Origin of the sequence: Streptomyces sp. P6-2-1, from assembly GCF_050613165.1 — a bacterium.
Lineage (GTDB): Bacteria > Actinomycetota > Actinomycetes > Streptomycetales > Streptomycetaceae > Streptomyces.
In genome coordinates this window covers 7006731-7025906 of the sequence record NZ_CP192513.1, presented here as the reverse complement: position 1 = coordinate 7025906, position 19176 = coordinate 7006731, and the positions used below count along the sequence as shown (strand labels likewise).

Sequence of the window (19176 nt, the reverse complement as noted above, 5' to 3'; positions counted from 1 at the left end):
GCGACCCGGCGTCCCTGCGGCCTGTTCCCCCGTCCTCGTGTCCCGGCGGTGTCACTCCCCCAGGGCCCCCGCGACAAGCGCCGCCCACTGGCGCACCACGCGTTCCCTGCGCGGGGCGTCGTCCGTGAGGAGGCCGGCGAGGCCGAGGCCGCGGCACATGTCGAGGAGGCCCTGGACGGTTTCGCGGGTGCCGGGGCGGGATTCGTCGGCGTCGAGGAGGGTGACGGCGATGCGGTGGGTCTCGCGGCCGACGCGGGCTTCGAGTGCGACGACGTCCTCGCGCAGGGTGTCCTCCTGCGAGGCGACGACCCAGAGCTGGAGGGCGGCACGGAAGAGGGGCCCCGTGTAGAGCTCGGCGAGGGCGGCGACGACGGCGTGGCGGTCGGGCGGTGGCCCGGGGAAGAGGGCGCGCAGCGCCGCGGAGCGTTCTTCGGCCATGTAGGCGACGGCGGCCGTGAAGAGGTCCTCACGGGTCGGGAAGTGGTGCTGGGCCGCGCCGCGCGAGACGCCCGCGCGTTCCGCGACGACGGCGACGGTGGAGCGGGTCCAGCCGTGTTCGGCGACGCACGTGACGGCGGCTTCGAGGAGGCGTTCGCGGGTGGCGCGGCTGCGGTCCTGGCGGGGTGGTCCGCCGCGTGCCGTGCGTGTCACCGTGCCCATGCGGGGTCCCGTCGTTCGAGGAAGGCCGTCATCCCTTCGCGTGCCTCGGCGGAGGCGAAGAGCCCGGCCGAGAGGGCGAGCATGTCCGCGCCGCGCGCCGCGAAGTCCGCGAGCACTGTAGCGGTGGCGAGCCGCTTGCTCTCGGCGAGGCCCTGCGGGGAGCAGGCGCGCAGGGCGTCGAGTACGGGCCCGAGCGCGGCGTCGACGTCGTCGACGGCCTCGGTGACGAGCCCGACGCGGGCGGCCTCGGCGGGTCCGAAGCGCTCCCCCGTGAGGTAGTAGCGGCGGGCCGCCGTGTGGTCGATGCGGGTGGCGAGCGGGAGCGAGATGACGGCGGGGGCGAGGCCGAGGCGTGCTTCGGTGAAGGCGAAGTCGGCGCGGGGCCCGGCGAAGGCGAGGTCGCAGGCGCCGAGGAGGCCGAGGCCCCCGGCCCGTACGTGCCCGGTGACGGCGGCGACGACGGGCTTGGGCAGGGCGACGACGGCGTGGAGCAGGGCGAGGATCGCGGCGGGCTCGGGGGGTTCCCTGAGGTCGGCGCCCGCGCAGAAGGCCGTTCCCGTGTGGCCGAGGACGACCGCGCGGACGCCGGGGTCCGCTCCGGCCTCGGTGAGAGCCGTCGTGAGCGTCGCGACGAGGGGGGCGGAGAGGGCGTTGCGCCGCTCGGGCGCGTCGAGCAGCACGGTGCGCACGCCCCGCTCGTCGGGGCGCATCAGGAGGGTCACGACAACTCCGGTTCGTTCGAGGGGACTCGGTCAGTAGGACTTGGGCAGGCCGAGGGTCTGGTGGGAGACGTAGTTGAGGATCATCTCGCGGCTCACGGGAGCGATGCGCGCGACGCGGCTCGCGGTGAGGAGCGAGGCGAGCTGGAACTCCTGCGTGAGGCCGTTGCCGCCGAGGGTGTGCACGGACTGGTCGACGGCGTGCGCGCAGGCTTCGGCGGCCGCGTACTTGGCCATGTTGGCGGCCTCGCCCGCGCCGATGTCGTCGCCCGCGTCGTAGAGGGCCGCCGCGCGGCGGGTCATGAGGCGCGCGAGTTCGAGTTCGATGTGGGCCCGGGCGAGGGGGTGGGCGATGGCCTGGTGGGCCCCGATGGGCGTCTTCCAGACGGTGCGTTCCTTCGCGTACGTGACGGCCCGCCCGAGGGCGTAGCGGCCCATGCCGATCGCGAAGGCGGCGGTCATGACGCGTTCGGGGTTGAGCCCGGCGAAGAGCTGGAGGAGTCCGGCGTCCTCGTCGCCGACGAGCGCGTCGGCGGGGAGCCGCACGTCGTCGATGGTCAGCTCGAACTGCTTCTCGGCGGCCTTGAGTTCCATCGCGATGGCGGTGCGCGTGAACCCTGGCGCGCCGGTCGGGACGATGAAGAGGCAGGGCTTGAGCCGGCCGCTGCGCGCGTCGGCGGCGCGCCCGACGACGAGGACCGCGTCGGCGAGGTCGACGCCCGAGACGAAGACCTTGCGCCCGGTGAGCACCCAGTCCCCGCCTTCGCGGCGCGCGGTCGTGGTGATGCGGTGGGAGTTGGAGCCCGCGTCGGGTTCGGTGATGCCGAAGGCCATGACGCGGCTGCCGTCCGCGAGCCCGGGCAGCCAGGCGCGCTTCTGCGCCTCGGTGCCGAAGCGGGCGATGACGGTGGCGCAGATCGCCGGGGACACGACCATCATGAGCAGCGGCGAACCGGCGGCACCCAGCTCTTCCAGCACGAGGGCGAGTTCGCTGATCCCGCCGCCTCCTCCTCCGTACTCCTCGGGGATGCTCACGCCGAGGTATCCGAGCTTGCCCGCCTCGCGCCACAGCGCGCTCGGGGGTTCCCCGGCGCCGAGGGCGCGGGTGAGGTAGTCGCGGCCGTAGGAGCGGGCGAAGGCGGCGACGGCGGCGCGCAGGTCCTGGTGCTCCTGGCTCTCCACGATGTCGGAAGCGCTCATGGTGCGGGGTCCTCCTTCGGGGAACGGGGGGTGTCCTGCGTCTCGGCGGCGGGTTCCGTGTCCTCGATGACCGCGAGGAGTGTGCCGACGTCGACCTGCTGTCCCGGCTTGACGGGCAGCCGGGTGAGAACCCCGGAGCGCGGCGCGCTCACGCGGTGCTCCATCTTCATCGCCTCCAGCCACAGGAGTGGGGCTCCCTCGGCGACGCGGGTTCCCTCGCCGAGTCCTTCGGCGAGGCGGACGACGGTGCCGGGGAGCGGCGCGAGGAGGGAGCCGGGCGCGGTGGCCGCCGCGGGCGCGGGGAAGCGGGGCAGGGCGGTGAAGGCGTGCGCGGAGCCGCCGGGGGTGTCGACGTACACCTCGGCGCCGTCCTCCGCCCCGTAGACGGTGACGTGGTACGTGTGGCGGACGCCCTCTCTCGTGAGGTGGACGGTGCCGGGGCGCGCCTCCGGCTCCACGGTGACGCCGGGGTGGTCCTCGGGGTGGATGCCGTCGCGGGTGGTGCGGTAGCGGATCTCGTGGACGGTGCCCGCCGGCTCGGCGCGGTAGGCGCGCAGCGCGGGGGCCGAGGCGATGTTGCGCCAGCCGCCGAGACCGCCGGGAGCGCTGCCGCCGGGCGGTCCTGCGGCGGCGCGGGCCTGGGCGACGGCCGCGGCGAGCGCGGCGAGGTCCTCCCCCGCGGCGTCCTCGGGCGTGGTGAGTGCGGCCAGGTGGCGGTCGTAGAAGGAGGTGTCGGCGCCGCCCGCGACGACCTCGGGGTGCCGCAGGGTGCGCACGAGGAGGTCCCTGTTGGTGACGGGGCCGTGCAGTGTGGTGCGGGCGAGTCCGTCGGCGAGGGCGCGCAGCGCGGCCGTGCGGGTGGGGGCGTGGGCGATGACTTTGGCGAGGAGCGGGTCGTAGTGGACGCCGATCGTGCCGCCGTCGGTGACTCCGGCGTCGGTGCGCAGGTGGGCGGGGGTGCGGAAGCGGTGCAGGCGTCCGGTGCGGGGGCGCCAGTCGTCGGCGGGGTCCTCGGCGTAGAGGCGGGCCTCGACGGCGTGCCCGCTCGGCGCGGGCGGGACGGGCGGCAGGGGTTCGCCCTCGGCGACGGCGATCTGGAGGGCGACGAGGTCGATGCCGTGGACGGCCTCGGTGACGGGGTGTTCGACCTGGAGGCGGGTGTTCATCTCCAGGAAGTGGGCGCGGTCCTCGTCGACGAGGAATTCGACGGTCCCCGCGCCTGTGTACGCGACGGCGCGCGCGGCGGCCTCGGCGGCGCGGTGCAGGAGCGCGCGCTGTGCGGGCGGCAGGTGGGGCGCCGGTGCCTCCTCGATGACCTTCTGGTGGCGGCGCTGGAGCGAGCAGTCGCGGGTGCCGAGGACCCACACGGTGCCGTGGCGGTCGGCGAGGATCTGCACTTCGACGTGCCGGCCCCTGGCGAGGTACGGCTCGGCGAAGACCTCGTCGTCGCCGAAGGCGGCGCGGGCCTCGGCGCGCGCCGCGGTGAGTGCGGCGGGCAGCTCGGCGAGGTCCCGTACGAGCCGCATGCCGCGCCCGCCGCCGCCCGATGCCGCCTTGAGGAGCAGTGGGAGGTCCTTCTCGGTGGCGTGCGCGGGGTCGACGGCGGTGAGGAGCGGTACGCCCGCGCGGGCCATGAGGTCCTTGGCGCGGGTCTTGGACGCCATCGCTTCGATGGCCTCGGGCGGCGGGCCTATCCAGGTGAGCCCGGCGTCGGTGACGGCGCGCGCGAAGGCGGCGTTCTCGGAGAGGAAGCCGTAGCCGGGGTGCACGGCGTCGGCGCCCGAGGCGCGGGCCGCGTCCAGGACGAGGTCGGCGCGCAGGTAGGTGTCGGCGGGCGCGGCGCCGGGGAGGCGGATGGCGAGGTCGGCCTCGGTGGTGTGCGGGGCGTGCGTGTCGGGATCGGAGTGGACGGCGACGGTGGTGATGCCCAGCGTGCGGCAGGTGCGCTGGACGCGGCGGGCGATCTCGCCGCGATTGGCGACGAGGAGGCGGGTGACGGGGCGCGGGGTGACGGTCATGGGGTGGCTCCTCTCGCGGGGTCGTCGGGGTGTGCGGGCGGACGCGGCGCTCCGCCCCGTGCCTCACATGCGGAAGACACCGAAACCCCCGCGGTTGCCCCGGACTTCGGCGGTGTGGACGGCGGAGAGGCACAGGCCGAGCACGGTGCGCGTGTCGCGCGGGTCGATGATGCCGTCGTCGTAGAGACGCCCGGAGAGGAAGACGGGCAGCGACTCGGCCTCGACCTGTTGCTCGACCATCGCGCGGAGCGAGGCGTCCGCTTCCTCGTCGTACGGGCGGCCCTTCGCCGCCGCCGAGGCGCGGGCGACGAGCGAGAGGACCCCGGCGAGTTGCTGCGGGCCCATGACGGCGGACTTGGCGCTGGGCCAGGCGAAGAGGAAGCGCGGGTCGAAGGCGCGCCCGCACATGCCGTAGTGCCCGGCGCCGTAGGAGGCGCCGATGAGGACGGAGAGGTGCGGGACGCGGGAGTTGGCGACGGCGTTGATCATCATGCTGCCGTGCTTGACGATGCCGCCCTGCTCGTACTCCTTGCCGACCATGAAACCGGTCGTGTGGTGGAGGAAGAGGAGCGGGATGTCGCGCTGGTTGGCGAGCTGGATGAACTGGGCGGCCTTCTGCGACTCCTCGCTGAACAGGACGCCGCGCGTGTTGGCGAGGATGCCGAGCGGGTAGCCGTGCAGGCGCGCCCAGCCGGTGGTGAGGCTGGTGCCGTAGAGCGGTTTGAACTCGTCGTAGTCGGAGTCGTCGACGAGGCGCGCGACGACCTCGCGCGGGTCGAAGGGCTCGCGCAGGTCCTCGGGGACGAGGCCGAGGAGTTCCTCGGGGTCGTACCGGGGCGGCGCCACGGGTCCCGGCGCCGGGTGCGCCTTGCGGTGGTGGAGACGCGCGACGATGCGGCGGGCGAGCCGGAGCGCGTCGGGCTCGTCGCGTGCGAGGTGGTCGGCGAGACCGGAGGTGCGGGCGTGCATGTCGGCGCCGCCGAGCGATTCGTCGTCGCTCTCCTCGCCCGTGGCCATCTTGACGAGCGGCGGGCCGCCGAGGAAGACCTTCGCGTGGTCCTTGACCATGACGACGTGGTCGGACATGCCGGGGACGTACGCGCCGCCCGCCGTCGAGTTGCCGAAGACGACCGCGACGGTGGGGATGCCCTCGGCGGACAGGCGCGTGAGGTCGCGGAAGAGCGCGCCGCCCGGGATGAAGATCTCCTTCTGCGAGGGCAGATCGGCGCCGCCGGACTCGACGAGGCTGATGACGGGCAGCCGGTTGGCGCGGGCGATCTCGTGGGCACGCAGGGCTTTGCGGAGCGTCCACGGGTTGCTCGCGCCGCCGCGCACGGTCGGGTCGTTGGCGGTGACGACGCACTCGACGCCGCTGACGGTGCCGATGCCCGTGACGAGCGAGGCGCCCACGGTCCAGTCACTGCCCCAGCCGGCGAGCGGGGACAGTTCGAGGAACGGCGTGTCGCGGTCGAGGAGGAGTTCGACACGCTCGCGGGCCAGGAGTTTCCCGCGCTGGTGGTGCCGTGTCACGTACTTCTCGCCGCCGCCCGCGAGGGCCTTGGCGTGCTCCGCGTCGAGCGCGGCGAGCTTGTCGAGCTGGGCGGCGCGGCGCGCGAGGTGGGCGGGTGCGGCGGGGTCGACGAGGCTGGGCAGGAGGGTCACGCGCGGGTCTCCTCGGGGGACGCGGGTACGGGGCCTTGCGGCGGGGCGTCGTCCGGCGCGGCTACGGGGCCGGGGTCGGCTTCCGGCTGAGGTACGGGCCCTGGCGCGGTCTGCGACGGCGGTACGGGTCCCGGCGTGTCGCCCGGCTCCTCCCGTACGGACCCGCGCGGCGGCCGCGCCCCGGCCCCGAGCAGCGCTTCCGGTACGTCCACGTGGCGGGCGCGCAGCCACTCCCCCAGCGCCTTGGCCTGCGGGTCGAAGCGCTCGCGTGCCGCCGCGCCCTCGCCGAGCAGGCCCTCGATCACGAAGTTGACGGCGTGCAGGTGGGGCAGGACGTGCCGGGTGACGGTGAGCGGCGCGGTCTCGGGCAGGAGGGCGCGCAGGCGCTCGGGGGTGAGGTGGTGGACGAGCCAGGGCCATGCGGCGGGTTCGCGCGCCCATACGCCGAGGTTGGCGTCGCCTCCCTTGTCGCCGCTGCGCGCCCCCGCGACGTACCCGAGCGGGACCCGGCGCACCGGCCCGGGCGCGGGCGCCGGGGGCAGCGTGACGGCGGGCGGGGCGGCCGGGGGTAGGGCGGTGAGCGGGGGCGGCGGGATGTCGCGCGTGGTGCCGTCGGGCAGGTGCGCGGTGTGGCGCACGGCGGTCTGCGGGACGGCCGCCGCGCTGAACACGCCGTACGGGGACGGCTTTCCGGGGGGTGCGGTGAGGTGGAAGCCGGGGTACCCGGCGAGGCCGAGTTCGACGGCGGCCGCGCCGATCCTGCGCCCCACGGCCTCGGGGTCGGGGTCGCGCACGACGAGGCGGAGCAGGGCGCTCGCGGTCTCCTCGGTGGCGGCGTCGGGGTGGTCGGTGCGGACGAGTTCCCAGTCGGCGCGGGCGGGCGGGCGCTCGGCGAGGGCTTCGGTGAGCTGGGCGCGGACGAGCGCGGCCTTCGCGGGGATGTCGAGCCCGGTCAGCACGAAGACGATCTCGCCCCGGTGGCCGCCGAGGCGGCTGAGCCCCACCTTGAGCGTGGGCGGCGGCGCCTCGCCCCGTACGCCGTGCACACGGACGCGATCGGGGCCCTCCTGGGCGATCCGTACGGTGTCGAGGCGGGCCACGACGTCGGGGCCGAGGTAGCGCGCGGGCCCGGTCTCGTAGAGGAGCTGGGCGGTGACGGTGCCCCGCGTGACGGCGCCGCCTGTGCCGGGGTGCTTGGTGAGGACCGCGCTGCCGTCGGCGGCGATCTCGGCGAGCGGGAAGCCGGGGCGGCGCACGTCGTGGGCGGTGAAGTCGCTGTAGTTGCCGCCGGTGACCTGCGCGCCGCACTCCAGGAGGTGGCCGGCGACGACGGCGCCCGCGAGGCGGTCGTGGTCCGCGGGGTCCCAGCCGAAGTGCGCCGCTGCGGCGCCGCTGACGAGGGCCGCGTCGGTGACGCGCCCGGTGACGATGAGCTGGGCGCCGGCACGGAGGCACGCGGTGATGCCTCGGCCGCCGAGGTAGGCGTTGGCCGTGAGCACGCCCTCGCCCCAGGATTCGCGGCCCGCCGCCTCCGGGTGCGCGAGGAGGTCGTCCCCGGTCACGTACGCGACGGGAATGGCGAGCCCTTCGCGGCGCACGAGCCGCCGCAGTGCCTCGGCGAGTCCCGCGGGGTTGAGGCCGCCCGCGTTGGTGACGACGCGGACACCGCGCTCGGCGAGGAGGTGGAGGCACTCGGCGAGCTGGCGCGGGAAGGTGCGGGCGTACCCGGCGGCGGGGTCCTTGAGGCGGTCGCGGCCGAGGATGAGCATCGTCAGCTCGGCGAGGTAGTCCCCGGTGAGCACGTCGAGCGGGCCGCCGGTGAGCATCTCGCGCACGGCCGAGAAGCGGTCCCCGTAGAAGCCGGACGCGTTGCCGACGCGGAGCGGGCCGGGTGGGGCGGAGGGGGTCAACGCGGTTACTCCTCACCGGGGTTCGGGAGACGTGGGGCCTCGCAGAGTGCAGCATCACAGCGCACCAGGAAACAAGCAAGCGCGCTTGCATGATTTTCTGTGAGTCGGCGAGGGCGGCGTACGGGGCGGCTCGTGCGGAATTCCGCTTGCCCCCGGGCCGCCCCGGCCCCGAGGATCGGCCGGGTTCGCCCGCCCCTCGCCCGCCCCCGGAGCCGCCCCGTGGACCTCCTCGCCTCCCTCCCGCTGCGCACCCCGCGCCTGACGCTGCGCCCCTTCGCGCCGGAGGACACCGACGCGGTGCACGCCTACCAGCGCCTCCCGGAAGTGGCGCGCTACCTGTACCGCCCGCCCCGCACCCGCGCCGAGTGCGAGGCGACGATCGCGGTGCCGCCCGCGTGGGAGAACGACGGCGACCGCGTCCTCCTCGCGGTGTGCCCCACACGCCCGGCGCCCGGTGTGCCCGCGCTCGCGGGCGAGGTGAGCCTCAACCTGCGCGACACGCGCGCCCGTCAGGCGGAGATCGGCTGGACGCTCCACCCGGCAGCGGCGGGCCACGGCTACGCGACCGAGGCCGCCCGCGCCCTCGCGGGGCTCGCCTTCACCACCCTGGGCGCCCACCGCGTCCACGCCCGCGTCGACACGGAGAACACCGCGTCCGTCCGCGTCTGCGCACGCCTCGGCATGCGCCGCGAGGCCCACTTGGTGGAGAACGACGTGCGGGAGGGGGAATGGGGCAGCGAGTTCGTGTACGCGCTGCTGGCACGGGAGTTCGCGGCCGCCGGGGAGTGAACGCGGACCGAGGCGGTGCGGGGGCGCTACCGGGCCGCCCGGCACCAGCGTGCGGGCCGCCGCGGGCCCGCCCAGCGTGGGACCGGGGGAGGCACGAGCGCGAAGGAGCGGGGCATGCGGGCGACGGGCTCGTCGGTGTGGAGCGGGACCTTCCACGAGGGCAGCGGTTCGCTCTCGGCGGGGTCGGGGGTGGTGCGCGAGGCGCCGTACACCTTCGCGAGCCGCTTCGAGGGCGCGCCGGGCGCGAGCCCCGAGGAGCTGCTCGCCGCGGGGCACGCGGGCTGCTACAACCACGCCCTCGCCAACATCCTGGACAAGCGCGGCAAGCCCGCCGGCTCCTTCCGCACCCGTGTGGACGTGGACCTGGGCACCGAGGTCGTCAGCCCGCGCGTCCTCGGCGTGCGCATCACCGTGGACGCGGAGATCCCCGGGCTCTCCGATGCGGAGTTCCAGGAGTACGCGGCGCGCGCGGGCCGCACCTGCGCCATCTCCCGCGCGCTCGCGGTCGAGGTGACGGTCGAGGCCGCGCTGCGCTGAGCGCGGGCGCCTCCCCACGGGACACGCGCGCCGCCGCGCACGTCCCGCCCCGTACGCGCGCGTGGCCGCGGTGGGCGGCCACCGCGTGGACACCGTCTTGACGGTCCGTCGTGGCGCCGTGACACTGAGGGGGACGGTCACGATCGTCAGCGCCCGCGCGGAGTGTTCCGCGCGTGGTTCATCGGCCCCGGCCCGCTGACAGGCAACCCTTCGACCGCGATGGGGTGCCCCGGGTGACGACCTGGTCCCGCCACGGCGGCGGGACAAGCGCGGCCCCCGTGGGGTGGCCGGGAGGGGTGGGTGTCATGTCCGGAGTTCTGGCCCGGCGCCGCGCCGACCGCTTCCCCGCGCCCGTACGCCCCCGGCGCCGCACCCTCACCCGCAGGCTCCACATCGACCTGCTGCGCGTGTGCGGGGCGACGGGCCGTCCCGCCCGCTGACGGACCCCCGCCCCCGTCACCACCCCCGGCGCCCCGTGCGCCCCCTGTGCCGTGTCTTCCTCCCCCCTCGTCACCTGGGAGAACCATGTCCGGAACCCTTGCCCCCTCCTCGCCCGCCCTCCCTCTCTGTACCCCCGCGCCCGCCCGGCGCGGCAGTGGCCTGCCGCGTGTGCGCGAGGCGGTCGAGCCCGTCGAGCGGCAGCGCATCGGCGTCGCGGGCGGCCACGGCTTCTACCCGGCCCCGCACCGGTACGCCCTGTACCTGACACCCCGGCGCGCGGACGCGCTGCGCGTCGCCGTGACGGTGCGGCTGCTCGGTCTCGGTGAGACCCTCGCGGTCGTCCCGCTCGAAGGGCCGGGCACACCCGCGTACGAGAACCTGCGCTGCGCCTACGAGGCGACGCGCAGGCACTACGCGGGACCGCTCACCGTGCCCGCCCTGTGCGACCGCTGGACCGGGCGCGTCGTCAGCAACCACACGCCCGACATCCTGCGCGATCTGCACGGCCGCTTCGGGCCCGCGGAGACGGCCGAGTGCGGGGCGTGCGCGCTGCGTCCGGCCGCGCTCGCCGCCGAGACGGACCGGCTCGAAGCGGAGTGGGACTTCACGGGCGCGGTCCCGGGTACGGGGCCGCTCGACGCCGTCGCGGCGCGTTTGCGGCGCGACCCGTACGTGTGCGGCGAACGCCTGACGGCGGCGGATGTCGACGCGTGGTCGGCGCTCGTCGCGCTCTGCGCGCTGCCGGAGACGGGCGGCACACCGCACGAGGCACTCGCGAGGCACTCCGGGCGCGAGGTGCTCACCGCGTGGGCGCGCGGCCTCGCGGGGCGCCCGGCGTTCAAGGAGGCCCTCGCGGAGGCGTACGGGGTGGCGTGAGCGGAGGAGGTACGAGGTGGGGCGAGCGGGCCCGTGCGTGCCGCTCGCCCGGCCCCGTTCACCCCACGACCGCGCCCCCGCGGTCCCTGACCAGCGCCGCGAAGCGGTGGGCGACGGTGCGCCAGGCGGCCTCCGCCTCGGGGGCCTCGCGCTGGGCGTGGGCGTGGAGGCGCGCGGGGTCGGGGGCGCCGTGGCGGGCGAGGCGTTCGGGGTTCCACCGGGCGATGCGCGCGGCGCGGGCCTCGGGGTGGAACTGGACGCCCCAGGCGGCGGTGCCGAGGCGGAAGCCCTGGTAGGGGCAGTCGCGGCTGCTCAGGAGCCAGTGCGCGCCGGGCGGGAGCGCGGTGATGGCGTCGACGTGGTTCTCGATCGCGGGCGGGTGCGGGGGCAGCCCGTGGAAGAGCGGGTCGTCGGCGGCCTCGGGGCGCAGCGTGAGCCGGACGCTGCCGAACTCGGGGGTCCCGTGCTCCCCGCGCACCTCTCCCCCGGCGACGTGCGCGAGGAGTTGCCCGCCGAGGCAGATGCCGAAGTAGGGGACGCCTGTGTCGAGCGCCTGTCGGGCGAGCGCGCGGGTCGCCGCGAGCCACGGGGCGCGGGTGTCGTCGTCGGGGAGGTAGGCGCCGCCGAGGACGAGCAGCCCGTCGTGCGCGAGCCGTTCGGGCAGGGGTTCGCCCTCCCAGGCCCGTACGGCGTCGAGCCGCACCCCGCGCTCCGCGAGCCACGTCCCCCAGTTCCCGGCCCCGTCCCCGTCGAAGTTGCGCACCACGAGCACGCGCGGCTCCCGCCCCTCGCCGCCGTCGCTCTCCTGCCGCGTCCCGTTCACCACGTGCGCTCTCCGTCCCTGTCGGCCGTGCCGGTCGGGCCGAGCCTAGGCGGTTCGGGCGGAACGAGGCCGGGCGGCCGTGCCGCCGGAAATCCCGTGTCCGCGCGGCGGCGCCGGGGTATCGTGCGCGGCATGTCGAGTCCCGAGTCGGACAGGCCGGGGGCTTTCGGTCACGCCGTCAGCCCCCTGCGCCACTGAGCTTCCGCACCACCGTGCCGTGCGCTTCCGCGCCGTCGTGCCGCCGTGCTTCCGCACCGCCGGCCCGGTGAGCCGCTGAGCCGCCGCTTCCGCCGCTCCGGGGACCGACGGCGATGACGAGACGCCCTCTCGTACCTCGCCACTCCCCCGGAGCCGCTCGATGCCCTTCGCCCTGTACCTCCTCGCCCTGGCCGTCTTCGCCATGTGCACTTCGGAGTTCATGCTCTCCGGCCTGCTGCCCGGCCTCGCACCGGATCTCGGTGTCACGGTCGGGACGGCGGGCCTGCTCACACCGGCCTTCGCCGTCGGCATGATCGTCGGCGCCCCGCTCGTCGCCGCGCTCGCCCACGCCTGGCCGCGGCGCGCCTGTCTCCTCGCGTCGGTCCTCGTGTTCGGCGCCGCGCACGCGGTGGGCGCCCTCACGACGAGCTTCGCCGTCCTGTGCGGTACGCGCGTGGTCGCGGCGCTCGCGAACGCCGGTTTCCTCGCGCTCGCGCTGCCCACGGCGGCCGCACTCGTGCCACCGGACCGTACGGGGCGCGCGCTCGCCGTGCTGCTCGCGGGGACGACGGTGGCCACGGTCGCCGGGGTGCCCGGCGGCGCGGTGCTCGGTGCGCTGTACGGGTGGCGGGCGGTGTTCTGGGTGCTCGCCGCGCTGTGCGTGCCGGCCGCGCTCGGTGTGTTCAAGGGGGTGCCCACAGGGCGCGGCACAGCGAACGGACCGGGGCTCCGTGCCGAGGCGGTGGCGCTCCGCGGGGGGCCGCTGCTTGTGACGATGCTGGTCGGCGCGCTGGTCAACGCGGCGACCTTCGCGAGCTTCACCTACCTCGCGCCCGTCGTGACGGGTCCCGCGGGGCTCGGGGAGCGCTGGGTCCCCGCGGTCCTGATGCTCTTCGGGGCGGGGTCGTTCGCGGGGGTCGCGCTCGCGGGCCGTTTCGCGGACCGGCGTCCGGGACTCGTCGTGGCGGTCACGGGCCCGGCGCTGCTCGCGGGCTGGCCCGCGCTCGCCCTCGGGGCGGGGGCACCGGCCGCACTGCTCCCGCTGGTCTGCGTCCTCGGCGCGTTGTCGTTCGCCCTCGGCAGCACGCTGGCCACGCGGGTCCTGTACGAGGCGCAGGGCGCACCGGCGCTGGCCGGGGCCTGCGCGACGACGGCGCTCAACGCCGGCGCGGCGCTCGGCCCGCTCCTGTCCGGCCCCGCGCTCGCGACGGCGGCCGGCCCGCGCGGCCCCCTGTGGGTGAGCGCCGTCCTGGTCGCCTCGGCGCTGCTCCTCGCCTCGGCCACGTACCTCCGCGGCGGGTTGCCGGCCCTCGTGCGCCACGAGTTGCCCGAGCGGTGACCACGGCCCGCGAGGTGGGCGTGTACTCGCTCACCTCGCGGGGTCCGCTCCCGGCTCAGCCGGTGAGCGCGGCTCCCTCGTCCTTCTCCGCCGCGGGCACGGGCTGTTCGGGGGTGTCGGGCGTGCCCCAGATCATCCGCTCGGGGACGCGGGCCGCGCGGTCGCCCCTGGCCAGGACCGCGTAGAGCGCTGCCGGGATGACCAGGCCGATGATCCAGGAGATGTCGGCGCCGCCGAGCGGCTCCACGAGGGGGCCTGTGGAGAACTCGGTGGAGATGAAGGGGAGCTGGATGAGGATGCCGATGACGTAGGTGAGGATCGCGCGCCAGCGCCAGCCGCCGTAGCGGCCGTTGGGGTCGGAGAGGGCCGGGAGGTCGTACCGCTCCCTGGCGATGACGTAGTAGTCGACGAGGTTGATCGCGCTCCACGGCGTGAAGAAGATCAGCAGGAAGAGCAGGAACGTCGAGAACGAGTCGAGGAAGTTGCCGCGCCCGAGGAGCGCGACGACCGTCCCGGCGAGCATGATCGCGAGGACGTATCCGGCACGGCCCCGCTGGCTCAGCGTGCGCTGGGCGCGGAAGCCGGTCACGCCGGTGAGGACCGACATGAAACCGCCGTACGTGTTGAGCACGTTGATGGTGAGTTTGCCGAGCGCGATCACGAAGTAGAGGACGGAGGCGATGATCCCCGTGCCGCCGAGCCCGACCACGTAGCCGACCTCGTCGCCCGCGATGGCCCCGGCCGACGCGGCGGCCGCGAGCGCGCCGAAGGCCATCGACCACTGCGAACCGAGCACCGTGCCGCCGAGCGTGCACCAGAAGGTGGCGCGCGGGGAGGTGTCGCGCGGCAGGTAGCGCGAGTAGTCGGCGACGTAGGGGCCGAAAGCGAGTTGCCAGGAGGCGGAGAGCGAGATCGCGAGGAGGAAGGCGGGGAGGTGGAAGGAGTGGTCCCCGAGGAGGTCTCCGAGCGAGGCGCGCTGGAGGAGGCGGATACCGAGGTAGAGGAAGGCGAGCGCGCCGACGACGCTCGCGACGCGGCCGAGCCGGTGGATGACGCGGTAGCCGATGACGGCGGTGAGCGCGGTGGCGAGCGCGAAGACGACGATGCCCGTGACGTCGCCGAGGTGGGTGAGGTGGCCCACCGCCTGCCCGGCGAGGACGGTGCCGCTGGCGAAGAAGCCGACGTACATCACGACGACGCACACGAGGGGGACGATCGCGCCGTACACGCCGAACTGGGCGCGGCTGGAGATCATCTGCGGCAGGCCGAGGCGCGGTCCCTGCGCGGAGTGCAGGGCCATGACGGCGCCGCCGAGCAGGTTGCCGAGCAGCAGGGCGATGAGCGACCAGAAGGCGTCGGCGCCGAGGACGACGGCGAGCGCGCCCGTCACCACGGCGGTGATCTGGAGGTTGGCGCCGAACCACAGCGTGAACTGGCTGAAGGGGCGGCCGTGCCGCTCCGCGTCGGGGACGGCCTCGATGGAACGGCGCTCGACGAGTCCGCCGGGGGCGGGGGCGGCGGCGGGGGGCGGGGTGGTGCCGGTGGAACGGGGAGCTGACATGAGCGGGCTCCTGGTGACGGTCGGCGAGAGGCGGTGGCCGGTCGGCTGGGGGCGTACGGCGAAAGGGAGCCCGCGAAGAGGCCCCCACGTTGAATAAATATTTCCATTCAGGCTATGGACTGTTGAATGGATGTCAATACTCCGGCCGTTTCCGCGCCGAAAACCCCGCGCTACGCACTCGGGCATTTCGGTACGTACCCCCGCAGCTCGCGGGCGCGGGGCCGGATCGGTCACCATGTACGACGTGTCCGCCCTGCTCAACGACCTTCTCGCGGAGCCCGCCCTGCGCCTGCGCCCGCTCACCTCGCACTGCCACGCGGGCCCCCGCCCGATCAGCTGGGTGGCGACCACCGAGCTGCCCGATCCGCTGCCGTTCCTGCGGGCAGGCGAGCTGATGCTCACGACCGGGATGCTGGAGCGCTCGCGGCGCGAGTGGGACGCACTGCTGCGCCGGCTCGCCGCGCTGCCCGTCGCGGGTCTCGGCTTCGGCACCGGGCTCGTGCACCAGGAGGTGCCCGGGTACGTGGTCGAGCGGGCCGAACGGGCGGGGCTCGCGCTCTTCGGCTCCCCCGTCGAGGTGCCGTTCGTGCAGATCAGCCGCTGGGTCGCCGACCGCGTCTTCGCCGAGCGGTACGCGCAGGTGCGCCGCACAGCCGACGTGCAGGACGCCCTGCTGCGCGAGCTGCTCTCCGGGCGCGGCCTGCCGGGTCTGCTGCGGCGGCTGCACGGCCACCTGGACGCGGGCGCCGTCTCGGTGACGGCACCCGACGGGAGGCTCCTCGCGCGGCACCCGGCGGTGCCCGAAGCCCCGCCGCCCGCGACGCCCGGCACGCCCGGCACGCCCGGCACGCCCGGCACGCCCGGCACGCCCATCATGGTCGACGGGGCCCCCGTGGCACGGCTCGCGACCGAGCGGGCCACGGCGAGGCAGGACCTGCTCTCCTTCGCCGCCTCCGTCCTCGGTCTCGAAGTGGCCAGGCGGCAGGCCGTGCTCACGGGGCGCCGCGAGCTGCTCGGGCAGGTCGTGGAGGACGTCGTGCACCGCGCGGTGCCCGACGCCGAGGCCCGGCGCCGCCTCGCCGCGCACGGCATCGACCCGGCGGCCCCGCACGCCGTCGTGCTCGCGCGCGTCCCCGCGGGACCCGCGCGGCTGCGCGCGCTGCCGTGGACGCTCGGCCCGCTCCTGGACCGGGGCGGCGACGTACTGCCCACCGCGCTCGTCGAGGACAGCGTCGCCGTGTTCGTGCCCGAGGGCGTCGACGCCGACGCCACCGCGCACATCGTCCTGGAACGGCTGCGCGCGGCGGGTCCCGGGGTACGGGTCGGGGTCGGTGCCCTGCGTTCCGGGGTCGCGGGGCTCAGGCTCGGCTGGTTCGAGGCCCGGCAGGCGGGGAGCACGGGGGCCGGGGTGCGCACGGCGGCGCCGCTGAGCCTGACGGGACTGCTCCTCGGCAACCTCGACCTGCCGCTGCGCGAACTGGGCGACTCGGTGCTCGCACCGCTCCTGCGGTACGACGCCGAGCACGGCGGGGAACTCCTGCGCACCCTGCGCACGTACCTCGCCCACGACGCCCGCCCCGCGGCCACGGCCGAGGCACTGACCCTGCACCGCAACAGCCTGCGCCACCGCCTGCGCCGCGTCGAGGAGCTGACCGGGCGCTCGCTCGACCGGCTCGACGACCGCATGGAGCTGTGGCTCGCGCTCCACGCGCGCGAGGCGGGCGGTGAGGGCGCGGACTGAACCCTCGTACGGCACGGTCTAGTCGCCGAGCAGGTGGCGCGCGACGACGACCCGCTGGATCTGGTTCGTGCCCTCGTAGATCTGGGTGATCTTCGCGTCACGCATCATGCGCTCGGCGGGGAAGTCGCGCGTGTAGCCGTAGCCGCCGAGGAGCTGGACCGCGTCCGTCGTGACGGACATGGCGGTGTCGGAGGCGAGGCACTTGGCCGCGGCGCCGAAGTAGGTGAGGTCGGGGGCACGGCTCGCGGAGCGCGCGGCGGCCGCGTACACCATCTGGCGGGCGGACTCGACCCGCATGGCCATGTCCGCGAGCATGAAGCGCACGCCCTGGAAGTCCGCGATCGCCTGCCCGAACTGCCGCCGTTCCTTGACGTAGTCGACGGCGCAGTCGAGCGCGCCCTGCGCGATGCCGAGGGCCTGGGCGCCGATCGATACGCGCGTGTGGTCGAGCGTGCCGAGCGCGACGCGCATGCCCCGGCCGCGTGCGCCGAGGAGGCGGTCGGCGGGGACGCGGGTCCCGTCGAAGTAGACCTCGCGCGTCACCGAGCCCTTGAGGCCCATCTTGCGCTCGGGTTCCCCGTAGGTGATGCCCGGGTCGTCGGCGTGCACGACGAAGGCCGAGACGGAGCGCGAGCCCGCGCCCGGGTCCGTGACCGCGAAGACGATCAGGTAGCGCGCGACGCCCGCCGACGTGATCCACGTCTTGACGCCGTCGAGCACCCAGCCGCCGCCGTCCTCGGTGGCCCGGCAGCGCATCGCGCCGACGTCGCTGCCCGCCTCGCGCTCGCTGATCGCGTACGCCATGAGTGCCTCGCCCGCGGCGACCTCGGGCAGGTAGCGGCGCTTCTGCTCCTCGGTGCCGTGCAGGAGAAGGGGCGTGACGCCGAGCTTGTTCGAGGTGAGGATCGTCGACGAGGAGGCGCAGGCGCGGGCCACCTCCTCGACGGCGAGCGCGGCGGCGAGCGCGTCGACGCCGTCGCCGCCGTACTCCTCGGGGATACCGGGGGCGTGCAGCCCGGCGGCGGTCAGGACAGAGTACGTGTCGTGCGGGAAACCGCCGCGCTCGTCGACCTCGGCCGAGCGCGGGGCCAGCTCCTTGCGCGCGAGTTCGCGCGCGGCCGCCCGGAACTCCTGGTGCAGCGCGGAGAGTTCGTAGGTCGGCGCCTCGACGGCGGGGTCCTGGGATGCGGTGTGCGCCATGTGCGGTGCTCCTCGGTGGTACGGGCGGTGCGCGTCGGGCGGGGGCGGCGGGAACAGGCCCCGCCGACCGCTCCATTGGGCGCCGAACGACGCCCGGCGGCCAAGGTGCGCCCGCACAGCACCCGCCCGGTTCCTTGTGCACACGCACCTCGCGCGAGGGTGCGCGTCCGGCCTAGCGTCACCACCCCGAGGCCCCCGCACGGCCTCCCCCGCCCCCGCAGGAAAGGCACCCGATGACGCCGCCGCCCCGTGACGACCTCCCCTACCAGGGCCTGCGGGTCCTCGACCTGAGCCGGGTCCTCGCCGGTCCGTACTGCACGGCGCTGCTCGCCGACCTCGGCGCGGACGTCGTCAAGATCGAGCCTCCGCACGGCGACGACGCACGGCACCTGGGCCCCTTCAAGGAGGGCGAGAGCGTGTACTTCGCACAGCTCAACCGGGGCAAGCGCAGTCTGGCCCTGGACCTGAAGGACCCGGCCGACCACGCGCTCCTGCTGCGGCTCGCCGCGCGGGCCGACGTGGTCGTGGAGAACTTCAGGCCCGGGGTCGCCGCGCGGCTCGGCGTGGACCAGGAGACGCTGCGGACCCGCGATCCGCGGCTCGTCTACGCGAGCATCTCGGGGTTCGGGCAGAGCGGGCCGCTGCGCGAGGCGCCCGCGTACGACCTCGTCGTGCAGGCGATGTCCGGGCTCATGGCGGGCACGGGCACGCCCGAGGGCGGTCCCACGCGCGTCGGCGAGTCCCTGGGTGACCTCGTGGCGGGGATCTTCGCCTCGTGGGCGATCGGCTCGGCGCTCTTCGCGCGCGAGCGCACGGGCCGGGGGCGGTACGTGGATGTCGCCATGTTCGACGCGCTCGTCGCCCTCCAGGTCACCTCGCTGAGCCTGCTCAGCGCCACCGGGGCGCTTCCGGGGCGCGTCGGGAACCGGCACCCGGTGTCCTCGCCGTTCGACACGTATCCCACGGCGGACGGCAGCATCGCGCTCGCGGTCGCGAGCGACGGCGTCTTCGCGCGCTTCGCCGCGCTCGTGGGCCGCCCCGGCCTCCCCGCCGACCCGCGCTTCGCGGACGACACGTCCCGCACCGACAATCTCGCCGCGCTCCAGGAGATCACCGAGAAGTGGTCCCGCGCGCGAACGACAGGGACGGCACTCGCCGAGGCCCGCGCGGCAGGGGTCCCCTGCGCCCCGCTGTGGGACCTCGAAGAGGCCCTGCGGAGCGAGCAGATACGCGAACGGGGCGTCCTCGGCACCTTCACGCACCCGGTCCTGGGCCCCACTCCGTACCTGCGTCAGCCCGTCCGCTTCGGCACGGAGGCACCGACGACCGAGGCGGCTCCTTCGCCCGGCCTCGGGGCCGACCGCGACGGCGTTCTCGCGGAGTGGCTGGGGTAGCCGGTCGCCTCATCGTGACGGTCGCCCCCTCGTGACGGTCGCCCCTCGCGGCCGTCCCCTCATCGCGGCCGTCCCCTCATCACGGCAGTCGGCGGGGCGTCCCCGGGC

The 19176-nt window shown here is 75.4% G+C and carries 16 protein-coding genes and 1 riboswitch; of the genes, 7 read left to right on the top strand and 9 right to left on the bottom strand.

Annotated features, from left to right (window positions below):
* Nucleotides 1-51 precede the first annotated feature (51 nt).
* The 6 genes from ACQYWQ_RS29505 to ACQYWQ_RS29480 all read right to left on the bottom strand — a co-directional run bounded on the left by ACQYWQ_RS29505 (nucleotide 52) and on the right by ACQYWQ_RS29480 (nucleotide 8169).
* A complete protein-coding gene (locus ACQYWQ_RS29505) occupies nucleotides 52-660 on the bottom strand; it encodes a TetR/AcrR family transcriptional regulator (protein WP_431038859.1) in 609 nt (202 codons plus the stop codon).
* The gene (locus tag ACQYWQ_RS29500) at nucleotides 648-1382 is read right to left on the bottom strand and encodes an enoyl-CoA hydratase family protein (protein WP_431038858.1); all 735 of its coding nucleotides are present in this window, start codon (nucleotides 1380-1382) and stop codon (nucleotides 648-650) included. Before ACQYWQ_RS29500 ends, ACQYWQ_RS29505 begins: the two co-directional genes overlap by 13 nt.
* A 30-nt stretch (nucleotides 1383-1412) precedes the next feature.
* Nucleotides 1413-2579: an acyl-CoA dehydrogenase family protein gene (locus ACQYWQ_RS29495; RefSeq protein ID WP_431038857.1), complete on the bottom strand. Its 1167-nt coding sequence runs from the start codon at nucleotides 2577-2579 to the stop codon at nucleotides 1413-1415.
* Entirely contained in the window at nucleotides 2576-4597 is a 2022-nt protein-coding gene (locus ACQYWQ_RS29490; RefSeq protein WP_431038856.1) for a biotin carboxylase N-terminal domain-containing protein, read from the bottom strand. The genes ACQYWQ_RS29495 and ACQYWQ_RS29490 overlap by 4 nt, the downstream gene beginning before the upstream one ends.
* 63 nt (nucleotides 4598-4660) lie before the next feature.
* Nucleotides 4661-6259 (bottom strand): acyl-CoA carboxylase subunit beta, encoded by a 1599-nt coding sequence (locus ACQYWQ_RS29485; protein WP_431038855.1) that lies wholly within the window; start codon nucleotides 6257-6259, stop codon nucleotides 4661-4663.
* Nucleotides 6256-8169, bottom strand: coding sequence for an acyclic terpene utilization AtuA family protein (locus tag ACQYWQ_RS29480; RefSeq protein WP_431038854.1), 1914 nt, complete (start codon nucleotides 8167-8169; stop codon nucleotides 6256-6258). Before ACQYWQ_RS29480 ends, ACQYWQ_RS29485 begins: the two co-directional genes overlap by 4 nt.
* Nucleotides 8170-8388: 219 nt before the next feature.
* On the opposite strand from ACQYWQ_RS29480, the gene ACQYWQ_RS29475 reads away from it, so the two are divergent.
* From ACQYWQ_RS29475 to ACQYWQ_RS29460, 4 genes are all read left to right on the top strand, one after another.
* Nucleotides 8389-8958, top strand: a complete 570-nt coding sequence (locus tag ACQYWQ_RS29475) for a GNAT family N-acetyltransferase (RefSeq protein ID WP_431038853.1) — start codon at nucleotides 8389-8391, stop codon at nucleotides 8956-8958.
* 114 nt (nucleotides 8959-9072) lie between these two features.
* A complete protein-coding gene (locus ACQYWQ_RS29470; protein WP_431038852.1) occupies nucleotides 9073-9495 on the top strand; it encodes an OsmC family peroxiredoxin in 423 nt (140 codons plus the stop codon).
* A 135-nt stretch (nucleotides 9496-9630) separates the two neighbouring features.
* A riboswitch (SAM riboswitch) is annotated at nucleotides 9631-9771 on the top strand.
* A 29-nt stretch (nucleotides 9772-9800) separates the two neighbouring features.
* Nucleotides 9801-9935, top strand: coding sequence for a cell envelope biogenesis protein OmpA (locus ACQYWQ_RS29465; RefSeq protein ID WP_431038851.1), 135 nt, complete (start codon nucleotides 9801-9803; stop codon nucleotides 9933-9935).
* A 169-nt stretch (nucleotides 9936-10104) separates the two neighbouring features.
* Nucleotides 10105-10812: a cell envelope biogenesis protein OmpA gene (locus tag ACQYWQ_RS29460; RefSeq protein WP_431038850.1), complete on the top strand. Its 708-nt coding sequence runs from the start codon at nucleotides 10105-10107 to the stop codon at nucleotides 10810-10812.
* A gap of 58 nt (nucleotides 10813-10870) precedes the next feature.
* Here the strand turns inward: ACQYWQ_RS29460 and ACQYWQ_RS29455 are convergent, their stop codons facing one another.
* On the bottom strand, nucleotides 10871-11638 hold the full coding sequence (locus tag ACQYWQ_RS29455) for a type 1 glutamine amidotransferase (RefSeq protein ID WP_431038849.1): 768 nt from the start codon (nucleotides 11636-11638) through the stop codon (nucleotides 10871-10873).
* Nucleotides 11639-11993: 355 nt separating this feature from the next.
* Here ACQYWQ_RS29455 and ACQYWQ_RS29450 point away from each other — a divergent pair, with 355 nt between their 5' ends.
* The gene (locus ACQYWQ_RS29450) at nucleotides 11994-13172 is read left to right on the top strand and encodes a Cmx/CmrA family chloramphenicol efflux MFS transporter (RefSeq protein WP_431038848.1); all 1179 of its coding nucleotides are present in this window, start codon (nucleotides 11994-11996) and stop codon (nucleotides 13170-13172) included.
* Nucleotides 13173-13227: 55 nt separating this feature from the next.
* Here ACQYWQ_RS29450 and ACQYWQ_RS29445 read toward each other — a convergent pair whose 3' ends face one another.
* A complete protein-coding gene (locus ACQYWQ_RS29445; RefSeq protein WP_431038847.1) occupies nucleotides 13228-14733 on the bottom strand; it encodes a purine-cytosine permease family protein in 1506 nt (501 codons plus the stop codon).
* 235 nt (nucleotides 14734-14968) lie between these two features.
* Here ACQYWQ_RS29445 and ACQYWQ_RS29440 point away from each other — a divergent pair, with 235 nt between their 5' ends.
* On the top strand, nucleotides 14969-16474 hold the full coding sequence (locus ACQYWQ_RS29440) for a PucR family transcriptional regulator (protein WP_431038846.1): 1506 nt from the start codon (nucleotides 14969-14971) through the stop codon (nucleotides 16472-16474).
* Nucleotides 16475-16492: 18 nt separating this feature from the next.
* Here ACQYWQ_RS29440 and ACQYWQ_RS29435 read toward each other — a convergent pair whose 3' ends face one another.
* Nucleotides 16493-17674: an acyl-CoA dehydrogenase family protein gene (locus ACQYWQ_RS29435; protein WP_431038845.1), complete on the bottom strand. Its 1182-nt coding sequence runs from the start codon at nucleotides 17672-17674 to the stop codon at nucleotides 16493-16495.
* A 233-nt stretch (nucleotides 17675-17907) separates the two neighbouring features.
* Between ACQYWQ_RS29435 and ACQYWQ_RS29430 the strand changes: the two genes are divergently transcribed.
* On the top strand, nucleotides 17908-19068 hold the full coding sequence (locus tag ACQYWQ_RS29430; RefSeq protein WP_431038844.1) for a CaiB/BaiF CoA transferase family protein: 1161 nt from the start codon (nucleotides 17908-17910) through the stop codon (nucleotides 19066-19068).
* The last annotated feature ends 108 nt before the right edge of the window (nucleotides 19069-19176 follow it).

Bases quoted from the DNA above. Each gene is read 5' to 3' on its own strand.
- ACQYWQ_RS29505 (WP_431038859.1), bottom strand. From the start codon at position 660: ATGGGCACGGTGACACGCACGGCACGCGGCGGACCACCCCGCCAGGAC.
- ACQYWQ_RS29495 (WP_431038857.1), bottom strand. From the start codon at position 2,579: ATGAGCGCTTCCGACATCGTGGAGAGCCAGGAGCACCAGGACCTGCGC.
- ACQYWQ_RS29490 (WP_431038856.1), bottom strand. From the start codon at position 4,597: ATGACCGTCACCCCGCGCCCCGTCACCCGCCTCCTCGTCGCCAATCGC.
- ACQYWQ_RS29470 (WP_431038852.1), top strand. From the start codon at position 9,073: ATGCGGGCGACGGGCTCGTCGGTGTGGAGCGGGACCTTCCACGAGGGC.
- ACQYWQ_RS29465 (WP_431038851.1), top strand. From the start codon at position 9,801: ATGTCCGGAGTTCTGGCCCGGCGCCGCGCCGACCGCTTCCCCGCGCCC.
- ACQYWQ_RS29450 (WP_431038848.1), top strand. From the start codon at position 11,994: ATGCCCTTCGCCCTGTACCTCCTCGCCCTGGCCGTCTTCGCCATGTGC.
- ACQYWQ_RS29445 (WP_431038847.1), bottom strand. From the start codon at position 14,733: ATGTCAGCTCCCCGTTCCACCGGCACCACCCCGCCCCCCGCCGCCGCC.
- ACQYWQ_RS29440 (WP_431038846.1), top strand. From the start codon at position 14,969: ATGTACGACGTGTCCGCCCTGCTCAACGACCTTCTCGCGGAGCCCGCC.
- ACQYWQ_RS29435 (WP_431038845.1), bottom strand. From the start codon at position 17,674: ATGGCGCACACCGCATCCCAGGACCCCGCCGTCGAGGCGCCGACCTAC.
- ACQYWQ_RS29430 (WP_431038844.1), top strand. From the start codon at position 17,908: ATGACGCCGCCGCCCCGTGACGACCTCCCCTACCAGGGCCTGCGGGTC.